Origin of the sequence: Advenella sp. FME57 (genome assembly GCF_014897675.1) — a bacterium.
GTDB lineage: Bacteria > Pseudomonadota > Gammaproteobacteria > Burkholderiales > Burkholderiaceae_B > Advenella.
Map to the genome: position 1 here is coordinate 209,961 of NZ_JABUXU010000007.1, position 14,222 is coordinate 224,182.

Genomic DNA, 14,222 nt, shown 5'->3' on the forward strand with positions numbered 1-14,222 from the left:
ATAACAGTTTTGCGGCAAAAACCACCTTTGGCTCACAAATTCGGCACTTTTGCATCAATCGCTTGAAAAGCCGCGCCGGTGGTGGTGTAATCAACAGCATACTTTACCAGATAGACGCTTTATACGAATTAACAAAATTTCTATAAACATGTCTTTTACACAAGACTTGCGGTTCTGTATGGGTTAAAGCCATTCCTGTGATGCCGGGCTGTGCCATTGCGCAACCTGCGCCTCATCTATCAGTCCGAATAATTCCAACCGTCATTATGAACCGAGTTCCCTTTCAATTTTCCCAACGTGCTACGCAACTGACCAGCTCCGCCATCCGCGAGATCCTGAAAATTACCGAACGTCCTGATGTCACGTCATTTGCCGGCGGCCTGCCGTCACATCTGGGGTTTCCCACCGAACAGATCCGCGCCGCGTACGACAAGGTACTGTCTGAATCTCCCAAGGTGGCTTTGCAATATGGACCAACCGAAGGCTACCGGCCGCTGCGCGAATGGGTTGTCAGCGACTTCCAGGCGCGCGGCACGCAGATCGACGTGGACGAGGTGCTTATCGTTTCTGGTTCCCAGCAGGCGCTGGATCTGATCGGCAAACTGCTGATTGACCCAGGCAGCAAAGTGCTGGTGGAATCGCCAAGCTATCTGGGCGCGCTCCAGTCATTTTCTCTGTTTGAACCCGTCTATGAGCCGGTCGCTACCGACGATGGCGGCCTGATACCCGAAGACATCAGCGACCAGAAAGCCGACGGCGCCCGCTTTATATACTGCCTGCCAAACTTTCAGAATCCGACCGGCCGCACCATGGATCTGGAACGCCGCCAGGCGCTGGTAGAGCGCTGCGCCCGCCTGAACGTGCCCATTGTGGAAGACGATCCATACGGCGAGCTGCGCTACATGGGCGAACCGCTACCCGGACTGCTGCATCTGGGTCGCCAGGCCGGTGCGACCGTCTTGCGCATGGGCTCTTTCTCCAAGGTACTGGCGCCCGGCATGCGCCTGGGATACCTGGTTGCGCCTCGCGAAATCATTGCCAAATTGGTGCAAATCAAACAGGCAACCGATCTGCACACCGCCACGGTGACCCAAATGGCCGTGTACGAAACCATCAAGGACGGTTTCCTGAGCACGCACCTGCCCAAGGTGCGCGAACTGTATCGCAATCAGTGCCAGTACATGCTCGACGCCATGGACGAGCACTTTCCCAAGTCGGCCAAGTGGACCCGCCCCACCGGCGGCATGTTTATCTGGGTAAAAGTGGACGAAAAATTTGACACCACCCTGGCGCTGGCCCAGGCCGTTGAACAGTACAAAGTGGCCTATGTGCCGGGCGAACCTTTCTATCCCAATGTCGATGCGCCGAAAAACACGCTGCGCTTGAGTTTCGTGACCGTGACCGAAGAAAAGATCCGGGCCGGTATTGCCGATCTGGGTAAACTCTTCGCTGCGTGATGCGGTCAGTCAATTAAATTGAACTGTAATATCCAGAAAAGGCGGCTATCCTGTGGGGTAGCTGCCTTTTTTGTTGCCGGTCGCACAGCTAAAAAGGAGTAAAATGATCTACACTTAATACTGTTTGTGCGGAACCGCCCCGGAGATAAAAATGTCGTTAGCAAGCACCCTCAAAGAATTCAGAATCGGCAGCAACACTGCAAAATATTATTCCCTTCCCGAACTGGGCAAACAACTTGGCATTGACGTCCAGTCGCTGCCGGTTTCCATTCGGATTGTGCTTGAATCGGTATTGCGCAACTGCGATGGCAAGAAAATAACCGAAGAACATGTACGCCAGCTTGCCAACTGGCAACCGGTGGCCAAGCGCGAAGACGAAATCCCTTTTGTGGTTGCCCGAGTCGTTTTGCAAGACTTTACCGGCGTGCCCTTGCTGGCCGATCTTGCCGCCATGCGCGCGGTTGCCGACAAAATGGGCCGGGATCCAAAACGGATCGAACCACTGGTGCCGGTTGACCTGGTGGTGGACCACTCGGTCATGATCGACTATTTCGGCACCAAAAAAGCGCTGGATCTGAACATGAAAGTGGAGTTTCAGCGCAATCAGGAGCGCTACCAGTTCATGAAATGGGGCATGCAGGCCTTCGATACCTTCGGCGTCGTGCCTCCCGGGTTTGGTATTGTCCACCAGGTAAACCTTGAATACCTGGCCCGCGGCGTCTACCAGAAAGACAACGTTTACTATCCAGATTCTCTTGTGGGTACAGACAGCCACACGACCATGATCAATGGTATTGGCGTGGTGGCCTGGGGCGTGGGCGGTATCGAGGCAGAAGCCGCAATGCTTGGCCAGCCGGTGTATTTCCTCACACCCGACGTGATTGGGGTCGAGCTCACCGGTCAACTGCGCGGTGGCGTCACCGCGACTGATCTGGTACTCACGTTGACCGAAATGCTTCGCCGTGAAAAAGTCGTCGGAAAATTCGTGGAGTTCTGTGGCGAGGGCACAGCCACATTGTCGGTGACCAATCGCGCCACTATTGGCAACATGGCCCCGGAATACGGCGCCACCATGGGCTTTTTCCCGGTCGACGATCATACCATCGACTACTTCAAGGGCACCGGCCGCACCGAGCAGGAAGTGGCTGCGCTTGAAAATTATTTCAAGGCCCAGAACATGTATGGCATTCCCAAGGGCAAGGATATCCGCTATACCAAATTGCTGCATCTTGATCTGTCTACCGTGGCCCCGTCCTTGGCCGGCCCCAAGCGCCCGCAGGACCGTATTGAGATCGGCAACGTCAAGGATACCTTTGCCGACCTGTTCATCAAACCGGCCATCGAAAACGGCTTTAATCAGAGCCCTGAAAAATTCGAGCAGGTTTTCGAGACCAGCGCAGGCACCAGGCTCAAAAACGGCGATATCCTGATTGCGGCCATTACGTCCTGCACCAATACGTCCAATCCCAGTGTGATGCTGGCCGCGGGCCTGCTGGCCAAAAAAGCGGTGCAGGCCGGCATGAAAATCCCCAGCCATATTAAAACCTCGCTGGCGCCAGGCTCCCGCGTGGTCACCGAGTACCTGACTGCAACCGGCCTGCTGCCATACCTGGACAAGCTCGGGTTTGACGTGGCGGCCTACGGCTGCACCACCTGTATTGGCAATGCCGGTGACCTGTCAGCCGATATCAACCAGTCCATCACTGAAAACGATCTGGTCTGCGCCGCCGTTCTGTCCGGAAACCGCAACTTCGAAGCCCGGATCCATCCGAATATCAAGGCCAACTTCCTGGCCTCGCCTCCGCTGGTGGTCGCCTATGCCCTGGCTGGCACCATCAACAAAGACCTCATGACCGAGCCCGTTGGCAAAGGCAAGAACGGCGATGTGTGGCTCGGCGACATCTGGCCAAGCGAACAAGAGGTGCAGGAACTGCTGGCGGCCGCCATGCAGCCCGAGGTCTATCGCAAGAATTACGCCCAGGTCAAAGCCAACCCAGGCAAGCTCTGGGAAAACATCAAGGGCGTGACGGGAAATGTTTACAATTGGCCTGAATCTACTTATATAGCCAAACCACCGTTCTTTGACGCATTTGAAATGACGCCGTCACCCATGCCGCCAGTCAAAAATGCCCGGGCGCTGGGTATCTTTGGCGATTCGGTCACGACCGACCATATCTCGCCTGCCGGTTCCATCAAGGAAACCTCGCCTGCCGGCCGCTGGCTCAACGAGCACGGCATCATGAAAGCAGATTTCAACAGCTACGGGTCCCGCCGCGGTAACCACGAGATCATGATGCGCGGCACGTTTGCCAACGTACGTATCAAAAACCTGATGATTCCGCCACTGCCAACAGGCAGCCGCGTAGAAGGCGGAGAGACCCTGCACCAGCCCGGTGGCGAGCAGATGTCCATTTACGACGCCGCCATGAAATACATTCAGGATGGCGTGTCCACCGTGGTGTTCGGCGGTGAAGAATACGGCACCGGGTCCTCGCGCGACTGGGCCGCCAAGGGGACGCAGCTATTGGGCGTCAAGGCCGTCATTGCACGCAGTTTTGAGCGTATCCACCGCAGCAATCTGGTTGGCATGGGCGTGCTGCCGCTGCAGTTCAAGGACAACGACAGTGTCGATACACTGGGCATCACTGGCACCGAAACGTTCGATATCAGCGGGTTGGAAAACGGCATCAAGGCTCAGCAGGATGTCACGCTCACCATCCGTCGGGACGATGGCACCTCACAGGACGTCACCGTTCTGCTGCGTATCGATACCCCAATTGAAGTTGATTATTACCAGAACGGCGGTATTTTGCCGTTCGTACTGCGCCAGCTGCTTTGATAGACGCCAGGGTCCGCACCGTGCCGGGAAAACAGGCTGAGTCTTCTGCCACATGCCCCAGCACCGCCGGCCCGGGCGAACAAATGGTGTTTTGCCCGATCAGCGCCGCGGCGCGCGATCCTAACATGCTGTCCGGCCTGTCTTTTGAAGGCAGACCGGCAGCGCAACTACAAGTGTAATGAACCGGAAAAAACCAGCCAGCCTGCACGCCAGCGACCAACCGCTACTCGATTTATGCCTTGCCCTGAAGCAATCAGGCTGCATTGTTGAAGATCGTTATTGGGAAAATCTGATTCAGACCTCTCTTCTGGATATTTTCAAACAGAACCGCAAGAAGACGGTGGAACGACTGCTGGACCATTTATCCGATAGCGATTCCGAAACCCATGACATTCTGCTGGAAAATGCAGAGACGCTATCGGAGTCCTGCGAATGGGTCCATGAGGGCGTGACCTACGACTGCGTGTTCGTGGCCATCCCGGTCATCGCCTGGACCCGTTTCGAGATTCCCCTGCCCATCCTTGATGGCGCCGCACAACAAGCGCTCGGCACGCTGCTTGGTCAGCATATTGCCGCCAGTGATGTGCGGATGGCCATCCACCCGCAAATCCTCAGCGTCGATCAGATGCCCCGCTCGTTTACCGGCGTTTTCCAGTGGATGATGGCCATTACCGGCAAGGTTTTCGGCACGCATGTTCGCTCCGTTGTGCCGGTTGATGACCTGTCCGAAGACATGCAGTTAATGTCGGACAGCCGTTTCGTGCTGGCAGCCTTGTGCACACCGAAAGGCCAGCCGGTTTTCCGCTGGCAGCAAGCCCAGGGTCCGTTCAGCGAACAGCGCCAGGCTTGCCTTGAGAGCTGGCGTACCGCGGCGACGCCGCTGTTCCAGAAGCTGTTGCCGGCCTGCGGCATTGAACTCATGCTGCCCGACGCCTTTTATATTGCCAATCGCCAGGCTGACAAACGTATCCGATATGCGGCCATCACAGCGGCCACGCAATGGCTGCAAACTGTCTTTGACACCACGCCGGATGCCTTTCGCGCCACCGTTGCGCTGTATCAGGACGAGGCCTTGCGGGAGATCAGGATCGGCTTTACGCTGCTGCAATCGCATGAAGTGATTTACGGATGCCTGTGGCCGGTCTTTCCTGACGAGACCGAAGATCAGCAACTGGAGACCATCAACGATTTTGCCCAGCTCAATACGTTACTCGAACATCTGCAGAACAATGGCATCCGCCATATTACCTGCCTCAAGGAAGTGCTCGATGGCAGCAGCGATGTGTCGGACGAACCGTTATTTCCCAATCCGGCCGGGGAACTGATGCCCGTGATGATGCCTGACGTATCGGAGGATCCGATTGGACGCTTCCACTAAACACTCGGCTCCCGGCAACAAACCCCATATCGATATCTTCTGTCGGGTTGTCGACAATTTCGGCGATATCGGCGTGTGCTGGCGGCTTGCCCGTTCCCTGCACCTCGAATGGTCGGCACACGTCAGACTCTGGGTTGATGACCTGACGGTTTTTCGCCAGCTGGCCCCGGCGCTACAGCCTGAACTGGACGAACAACTGGTCGAGGACATCCGGATCATTCACTGGACTGACAATCAGACCGCGCATACGCCAGCACAGCTGGTGATCGAGGCATTCGCCTGCGATCCACCAGCCCAATACATTGACGCCATGCCGGGCCATACCAAGCTATGGCTCAATCTTGAATATCTGTCGGCCGAGTCCTGGACGGCGGGCTTTCACGCTCAACCTTCTCCGCAACGCAACGGCGTCACAAAGTATTTCTTCTTCCCGGGTTTTTCAGACCAGACCGGCGGGCTGATTGGCGAAGCCGGATTGAGCGAGCGTCGGCGCAGCTGGATGCATTCTTCAACAAAGAAAAAACAGTTTTTGCAACGCCTTGGCCTGCCGCAAGCCCAGGCCTATCTGCAAGCTGACACGCTTTTTGTCAGTCTGTTTTGCTATGCCTCGGCCCCCTATCGCAGCCTGCTGCATGCCCTGCGAAAATCACGCAGACCTGTGGTGCTACTGGTACCCCAGTCAGTGTTGCCCCAGCTGGAACGCGATGCCACTACCCAATTGCATGGCGCTGTTTCAATTCCCGATACTGGTATGGGCAACGCCCCCGCCTCCTCGCCAGATGCCGTGCCCGAGGCAGCACCCGAGGCGATGGCGCAGGCCAAAAGCCCTGCCGCTACAGAAGACGACGCTGCGCAGGGGCAGCAGACACCGCTGCCCGGCGTTACGCTTTTGCGCATCCCTTTTCTGCCCCAGGACGAATACGACCAATTATTATGGCTGTGCGATCTGAACTTTGTGCGCGGCGAAGACAGTTTTGTCCGGGCCATCTGGTCCCGCAAACCCTTTCTATGGCAAATATACGAGCAGAGTGACGATACTCATCTGAAAAAGCTGCAGGCATGGCTGGCGCTTTTTCCCGGGCATGAAGAGACCAAAGCCATGATGCGCAGCTGGAATTCGCCCTCCAGGCATGCCTATTTCACCAATCAGCTTACGGCTTTGCTTAACACGCCCGGGCAATTGGATAGCTGGCGCAGAAGCTGTCGCACATTTGCCGAAAATTTGTCTAAAAACAAGACATTATCGGAATCCATCCGGATTTTTTATGAAAATACCGCCAACTCAGGCTAAAATCATACTTTTTTCCGCCGGCGTCCGCGTTCAAGCACCACACCTGCCAGGTCTGCAGCGGAATCTGCCACATCCATTCCATCCGGAGCATATTTAATGAAAACCGCACAAGAACTGCGCGTAGGTAACGTCGTCATGGTGGGCACCGAACCCCTGGTCGTGCAAAGAGCTGAATACAACAAATCCGGCCGTAACTCCGCTGTTGTCAAACTCAAATTCAAAAACCTGCTGACAGGATCAGGCAGCGAACAGGTTTCCAAAGCAGACGAGAAATTCGAAATTGTCATGCTGGAAAAGAAAGAATGCACCTATTCGTATTTCGCAGATCCCATGTACGTTTTCATGGACGAAGAATACAACCAGTACGAAGTCGAAGCCGAGAGCATGACCGACGCACTGAACTATCTGGAAGAAGGCATGACCGTTGAAGTCGTGTTCTACGAAGGCCGTGCCATTTCTGTAGAACTGCCTACGATCATTGTTCGTGAAATCACCTATACCGAGCCTGCTGTCAAGGGCGACACTTCAGGCAAAGTGCTGAAACCGGCCACAATCAGTACCGGTTACAATCTGGCCGTACCGCTGTTCTGCAATATCGGCGATAAAATCGAAATCGACACACGCACCAACGAATACCGCAGTCGTGTCATGTAATGATGCATAATCGGGCCCGGCGAGTTTTCTACGAACATCGCAAGCCCTATTATGAGAGAGCCCGCCAGCCCGGCTGATCACATCAGCAGGCCAGGCGGGCTTTTTTTCATCTTATCAAAGCGTGTGCGGCAGCCTGTCCGCAACACGGGGCTGCTCCCAGTACAAGTAACAAGCGGCTTGTCAGGAATGATATCCGAGCATGGTCCCCACGGCCGCTCCTCGAGGCTGGTGGCCGATATAGCGACACTGGTAGGGCGTCACCGATATAGCGCCCATCAATATTGCAATCTCAGTCCCGGAAATTGTTGAAGCTTAACGGCGCATCGGCCACTTCCTTTTTCAGCAGGGCAATGACGTCTTGCAGCACATCGCGCTTGGCGCCGGTGACCCTGACGGTATCGCCCTGGATGCTTGCCTGCACCTTCAGTTTGCTGTCTTTAATAATACGCACGATTTTCTTGGCCAGATCTCCGGTCACGCCTTTCTTGATGGTATTGAACTGCTTGAGCTTGTCACCGGAAATTTTCTCTTGCTTGCCTTTTTCCAGAAACCGAAGATCCACATTGCGCTTGGCCAGTTTATTGAGCAGCACTTCACGCACCTGCCCCACCTTGAAATCATCATCGGCGTAAATCACCAGCTCAAGATCTTTCTGCTCGATGCGGGCATCGGACCCTTTAAAATCGAAACGGGTGGAAACTTCTTTGTTGGCCTGATCGACTGCGTTGCGCACCTCTGTCATTTCGGCTTCACTGACCACGTCAAAACTTGGCATCCATCTCTCCATCTATTGAAATTAAAGGTTATTCTACGCGTCCTGTCACGCTGTTTCAATGAAACAGCGCCGCAATCGCGAACGTAAATATTTATAAAAACCAGCAAATACTGACTGCAATATGACACTCAAACTTGGTAGACTTGGTCTGAGCATTGATAGATGTCGATTGATCTGACTCGGTTTGACCGCTATCGGTCCCCACCATTGAATAAGGATACCCCATCATGAGTGCACTTAATATACTTGAATCCCTGCTCAGCGCCGGCAAATCAGCAATGAGCCAGGCTGGATCATCAGTAAAAAATGCCACATCCGGCGACAAGTCACTGCTGTCCGACGGTGACAAAACAGCCCTGAGTGCAGGTGTATTAGGCATGCTGGTGGGGCACAAAGCCAACAGCAATCTGGCAACCTACGGCGGGTTGGCCGCGCTGGGCACAGTGGCATATCGTGCCTACCAGCGTTGGCAGGCAAACCAGTCTGACCGCCAGCCTGAAATGCAGGCATCTGCCCCAACCGCTGCAGCTGCCCAGCCACCGACACCCATCAATCAATTGCCGGCAGCGCAGGCCGAAGTGCAAAGCAAGGCCATTCTGACCGCCATGATTGCCGCCGCCAAGGCCGATGGCCACATCGAAGAAAACGAGCAGACCATCCTGGACCAGTATTTCAGCAAAATGAGCACGCCGGAAGAACAGGCATGGCTCAAGGCCGAACTGGCCAAACCGGTGGATCCGGTTGCGATCGCCAGCCTGGCAACAGATCCCCACCTGGCATCGCAAATGTATGCCATCAGCGTGTCCATTATTGACAGCACGAACTTCATGGAAAAAGCGTATCTGGATGAGCTGGCCAAGCAACTTGACCTGACGCCGGAACTCAAGACGGAACTTGAAACCCAGGTTGCCAAGGCTTAAGACATTTTTGGCCGGCAAAAGTGGCAACTGAACAGCGCCAAATAAATCCTGGCCAGTCAAAATATATCCTGACCGGTCAATAAGCCGGCCATCCAGGCAAGAACGGCTCGCCTATAACTACTCGCTACTACTCGTTAGCGGCGCGGCCGTTTTCCCTTTCACCTGCTTGCAAGGTCAGCCTGCGCGAAACCGCAAGGGGCTCAAAAGCCCGGGATCCACCCCCTGAACCAGCAAATCGTCCGGTACGGGCTCGTTCAAGGCCATTGCAACGGCCAGGCGGGAGACGCCGTCTGAAGATTGAATACCATAGCCGCCCTGCCCGGCTAGCCAGAAAAACCCTTCTTGCGCAGGATCCCATCCAATAACAAGGTTGCCGTCCGGCGCGAAACTGCGCAAGCCTGCCCAAACGTGCGTAGGCCTGCGAATCTGCAAGGTCGTTGCCTGCTCAATGTAATAAATGCCAGTTGCAATATCCAGCTCTTCGGCCACAACATCCTGTGGCTCCACATCATCCGCATTTGCAGGCGAACCCAGCAACTGACCGGCATCTGGCTTGAAATAATAGGTCTCTTCAATATCGCAAACCATGGGTAACGTCTCCAGGCTCAGCCCTTCGGGCGGAGTGAAGGTAAATGCACTGCGCCGACGTGGTTGAATCCCAACGGCCTGCACGCCGCAAGCCTGTGCAACAACATCGGCCCAGGCGCCGGCGGCATTGACAACGTGACGGGCGCGAAATTGCCTGCCGTCAGCACTCTCAAGGATCCAGACCCCGTCCTGCCGTCGACCCTGGCGAATGTCCACAGAGAAAGCCAGCTCGACGCCGTTGCGCTTCATTCCTTTCAGGTACCCCTGGTGCAAAGCGTCAACATCGATATCTTCTGCGTCTCGCTCATAAATGCCGCCGTATAGATCATCCGGTTTCATACACGGCACGCGCTCAAGGACCTGCGCCGCACTCAGCCATTCGACATTCGGAGCGCGGGCAAGCAGCTCACGATAGGTGCTGTCAAGAATCTCTTTTTGCGCATGGGTTGCCACATAGATGCAGCCCCTGGAATGCAGCACCGGATGTTCGGAAAAACCACTGGATTGGGCTTTCTCGAAAAATGACCGACAGGCGCGGGTTAGCGCCTGCAGTTGCGGTGGCCCGTAGGTTTCAATGAACATGGCGGCCGAGCGCCCCGTTGAATGGTATCCAGCATGCGCCTCTCGCTCGAGCACCAGAATCGTGCCGGGTCGCTGCGACAGCTGATATGCGAAAGAGGCGCCGGCAATCCCGGATCCGATAACAATATAGTCAAACACTGCTGCATTACTCAAAATCTTCCTCCGCTTCGTTGGCCGATGGCTGCTGTTTTTGTCGCCAGCGCATCGTTACCGTGCCGTGTCTGGCCGGGTAACGCCAGACCGAACACACCCTAAGATATTATGAATGAGATTAACCATAAAAGCACGCTCACCCCATGGATCGCACGGGGATTTACAGCCAACCGGTCTTGCGAAACTGACGAAACAGCAGGCCGCAAATCAGGAACATCAACAGCATGATCAACGGATAGCCGTAGGTCCAGTTCAATTCCGGCATATTGGTAAAGTTCATGCCATAGATCCCGGCAATGGCGGTAGGTACGGCCAGAATCGCGGCCCAGGAAGCCAGTTTTTTGGTAATGTCGGTCTGGTGCGCCTGGGCAATCATCTGGCTGGCTTCAAAGGCAAAGGCCAGCGATTCGCGCAAGGCGTTCATCTGGTCATCAATCCGCGCCACCCGGTCGGCCACGATACGATAATAACCCTGTGAGTCCTGCTCCACAAAGGTCAGATTGACCACCGACATACGGGTGCAGATTTCAATGACAGGTGCAATGGAGGTATGCACGCGCAATAAATCACGCCGCATCTTGTAGAGCTTGCGCACATCGGATTCGCGAAAACCATGCAGAATCATTTTCTGCTCCAGCTGTTCTACGTCGACTTCGAAACTGCCGGCCAGCGCCAGATAGCTATCTGCGAGCCCATCCAGTATTTCAGCCACCACGAAGTCACTTCCCCGGGCAATCAATTCCGGCGAGCCTTCCAGGCGCTTGCGCAAAGGCGTATTGGTCATTGCTTCGCCCCGCCTGACGGTAAGGATAAAGCTCTGCCCGAAAATCATCTGCATCTCGCCATAGACAATTTTCTTGTTTTCACGCGAGATGGTAACGGCGACAATCAGAATATAGTCGCCATAGTCGATCACTTTCGGACGGTAATGACGCTTGACGATTTCCTTGGTCGCCAGCTTGCTGAAAGACAGATTCTTACAGGTCATGCGCAATTCTTCGTCAGACGGATCCTTCAGGCCCGTCCATAGCAAGTGATCTGCATCGCGCTTGTAACCGGAGATGTTTTCAGGTGCAATAACGGCGTGAAGTTGACCGCGAACGTACTCCACAGAAGCCACTACGCCTGAGCTGCTATCAACGCTGGCGGTTTTGGCGTCTGCAGTGGCTCCCGTCTTCTTTTGCGGGGCGCCGGAGGCATCGGCTGTAGCGGCGTTATCGCCGGCGACAACGCCGGCCCGCCCGCCCGCCTTGTTCCCCTGATTGTCGGCTAGCTGAGCGCCCGTGTTGTTGCCAGCCTGGCCTGCAGAGGCCGTGGCGCCTTCCTGATCTTGCACATTTTCCCGGGGGCCGGCAGGCCCCACGCTTTCATTGCTTTTTTCGCTGGCCTCGGTTTTTTTTTCATCTTCCATAACAGACTCCCTGCAGATTGGCGATGATACCATTTTTACCTTACACCCGCGTTTACGGCAAATGCAAGCGATCTCAGGGGCAAAACCCGGTATAGTCAACCAGCCCGCGGGTGATGATCATGCGTTGTACTTCGCTGGTTCCCTCGTAAATCTGGGTAATGCGGGCGTCGCGGTAATAGCGCTGCACCGGATAGTCTTCAAGATAGCCATAGCCACCGTGAATCTGAATCGCCTGCGAGCAGACCTTCTCGGCCATCTCCGAAGCAAACAGCTTGGCCTGAGACGCTTCGGACAAACAGGCAATACCTTTGTCCTTCAAGGACGCCGCATGCAATACCATCAGCCGTGCAGCGTTGACCTGGGTATGCATATCTGCCAGCATATTGGCGATACTCTGGTGTTTGATCAGCGGTTCATTGAACTGAACACGGTCTTTGGCGTAAGCAATGGCGGCCTCAAGCGCAGCACGCGCAATACCCACCGCCTGAGCCCCGATACCGATACGTCCGTTTTCCAGATTCGACAGTGCAATCGATAAGCCCCGGCCACGTTCGCCAAGCAGATTCTCCTGGCTGATCGCACAGTTCTCAAGCGTGATGGCGCAGGTATCCGATCCGCGGATACCCAGTTTGCTTTCCACCCGGTTCACAATAAACCCCGGCGTGTCGGTCGGCACCAGAAAAGCGGAAATGCCGCGCTTGCCCTGGTCCGGATCGGTCACCGCAAAAACGATCGCCAGCTTGGCGCGCTTGCCATTGGTAACGAACTGCTTGGCGCCGTTGAGTACCCACTTGCCATCTTGCAACTGAGCGCGGGTTTTCAGGTTGTGCGCCTCAGACCCCGCCTGCGGTTCAGTCAGACAGAAGCAGGAAATGGCGCGACCGCTAGCCAGTTCGGACAGCCATTGCTTTTTCTGGGTGTCATTGCCGCTGTTGAGCAACGTTCCACAACCAACAGAGCAGTGAACTGACACCAGCGTGCCGGTTGCCGCATCGGCAGCGGATATTTCCTCCAGCGCCAGCGCATACGACACGTAATCGGTTTTCGATCCGCCCCACTCCTCAGGTACGACCATGCCCAGCAGGCCAAGATCTCCCATGCGACGCAATACATCATCATCAATCCAGCCGGCAGCTTCCCAGGCGGCAGCGTGCGGCGCGATTTCCTGCTGGGAAAAGTCGCGCGCCATATCGCGGATCATGCGCTGTTCTTCGCTGAGCGCCGTGTCGAATGTGCTCATTTCTCAACCTTTCCCATAGACTGGATGATGGCGGAAAAATCCAGATGACCATTGCCTTGTGCGCTGAAAGTCTGATACAACTGCTGCGCCGTTGCACCCATGACCACCGGCACTTTGGCCGCGCGGGCCGCTTCGGTGGCCAACCCCAGGTCCTTGAGCATCAGGTCAGCCCCAAAGCCGCCGGCATAGCCTTTGGATGCCGGCGCTGTTTCAACCACGTCCGGCCAGGGATTATAGACTTCGGTGCTCCAGCAACGGCCGGACGAAGTATTGATGATGCCGGCCAATACTTTGGGATCCATGCCCAGCGACACGCCAAGACTCATGGCCTCGGCCGCGCCGATCATGGAAATGCCCAACAGCATATTGTTGGCAACCTTGGCAACCTGCCCGTTGCCGGCTCCGCCGCAATGGACGATATTCTTGCCCATTTGTTCCAGGATCGGCCGGGCCTTGTCAAAGGCAGCCTGTTCTGCGCCAACCATAAATGTCAGCGTACCGGCCTTGGCGCCTACGGTGCCGCCGGAGACCGGCGCATCCAGCATGGCATTGCCTTGCCGCTGCGCCGCGGCAGCCACCTCGCGCGACGTTTGTGGATCGATGGTGGAAGAGTCTATTAACAGCACGCTCGGATCGACCGCAGCCAGTACCCCGTCCTCTCCCAGATAGACCTTGCGGACATGCACCGAGGCGGGCAGCATGGTAATGAGCACCTCGGGGCGGGCGGCCGCCACCTCCCGAGGTGATGCCGCCGAGGTGGCGCCTGCCTGGACCAGCTCGGCCACGGCAGAGGCGACCAGATCAAACACCTGCAGCTGATGGCCCGCCTTGAGCAGATTCAGCGCCATTGGCGCGCCCATATTACCCAGCCCGATAAAACCGATATTCATTGCTGTCTCCATTATTTTTTGTCTGGCACAGGAAGGACCACCGC

11 protein-coding genes are annotated in these 14,222 nt (G+C 55.7%); 6 read left to right on the plus strand and 5 right to left on the minus strand.

The features are described 5' to 3' along the window. Positions 1-266 precede the first annotated feature (266 nt). The 5 genes from INT32_RS10460 (at position 267) to efp (ending at position 7,619) form a co-directional block, all read left to right on the plus strand. Positions 267-1,457, plus strand: a complete 1,191-nt coding sequence (locus INT32_RS10460) for a PLP-dependent aminotransferase family protein (protein WP_193088665.1) — start codon at positions 267-269, stop codon at positions 1,455-1,457. Positions 1,458-1,608: 151 nt separating this feature from the next. Next, positions 1,609-4,296, plus strand: a complete 2,688-nt coding sequence (gene acnA / locus INT32_RS10465; RefSeq protein WP_193088666.1) for an aconitate hydratase AcnA — start codon at positions 1,609-1,611, stop codon at positions 4,294-4,296. A gap of 178 nt (positions 4,297-4,474) precedes the next feature. Beyond that, positions 4,475-5,674, plus strand: coding sequence for a DUF2863 family protein (locus INT32_RS10470; protein WP_193088667.1), 1,200 nt, complete (start codon positions 4,475-4,477; stop codon positions 5,672-5,674). After that, complete coding sequence (locus INT32_RS10475) at positions 5,658-6,965, plus strand: elongation factor P maturation arginine rhamnosyltransferase EarP (RefSeq protein WP_193088668.1); 1,308 nt, start codon at positions 5,658-5,660, stop codon at positions 6,963-6,965. The genes INT32_RS10470 and INT32_RS10475 overlap by 17 nt, the downstream gene beginning before the upstream one ends. 96 nt (positions 6,966-7,061) lie before the next feature. Next, positions 7,062-7,619 (plus strand): elongation factor P, encoded by a 558-nt coding sequence (efp, locus tag INT32_RS10480; RefSeq protein ID WP_193088669.1) that lies wholly within the window; start codon positions 7,062-7,064, stop codon positions 7,617-7,619. Positions 7,620-7,908: 289 nt separating this feature from the next. Here the strand turns inward: efp and INT32_RS10485 are convergent, their stop codons facing one another. Continuing rightward, positions 7,909-8,394 carry a YajQ family cyclic di-GMP-binding protein gene (locus tag INT32_RS10485; protein ID WP_193088670.1) on the minus strand — a complete coding sequence of 162 codons (486 nt, stop codon included), beginning with the start codon at positions 8,392-8,394 and terminating at the stop codon, positions 7,909-7,911. Positions 8,395-8,621: 227 nt separating this feature from the next. Between INT32_RS10485 and INT32_RS10490 the strand changes: the two genes are divergently transcribed. After that, positions 8,622-9,314: a tellurite resistance TerB family protein gene (locus tag INT32_RS10490; protein WP_226816873.1), complete on the plus strand. Its 693-nt coding sequence runs from the start codon at positions 8,622-8,624 to the stop codon at positions 9,312-9,314. Between the two features lie 174 nt (positions 9,315-9,488). On the opposite strand, the gene INT32_RS10495 is transcribed toward INT32_RS10490, so the two are convergent. The 4 genes from INT32_RS10495 to mmsB all read right to left on the minus strand — a co-directional run bounded on the left by INT32_RS10495 (position 9,489) and on the right by mmsB (position 14,178). Beyond that, on the minus strand, positions 9,489-10,637 hold the full coding sequence (locus INT32_RS10495; protein ID WP_193088671.1) for an FAD-binding oxidoreductase: 1,149 nt from the start codon (positions 10,635-10,637) through the stop codon (positions 9,489-9,491). A gap of 160 nt (positions 10,638-10,797) precedes the next feature. Continuing rightward, positions 10,798-12,048 (minus strand): magnesium and cobalt transport protein CorA, encoded by a 1,251-nt coding sequence (locus INT32_RS10500; RefSeq protein WP_193088672.1) that lies wholly within the window; start codon positions 12,046-12,048, stop codon positions 10,798-10,800. Positions 12,049-12,121: 73 nt separating this feature from the next. Beyond that, positions 12,122-13,288, minus strand: a complete 1,167-nt coding sequence (locus INT32_RS10505; protein WP_193088673.1) for an acyl-CoA dehydrogenase family protein — start codon at positions 13,286-13,288, stop codon at positions 12,122-12,124. Next, entirely contained in the window at positions 13,285-14,178 is an 894-nt protein-coding gene (mmsB, locus tag INT32_RS10510; protein WP_193088674.1) for a 3-hydroxyisobutyrate dehydrogenase, read from the minus strand. Before mmsB ends, INT32_RS10505 begins: the two co-directional genes overlap by 4 nt. Positions 14,179-14,222: the final 44 nt, after the last annotated feature.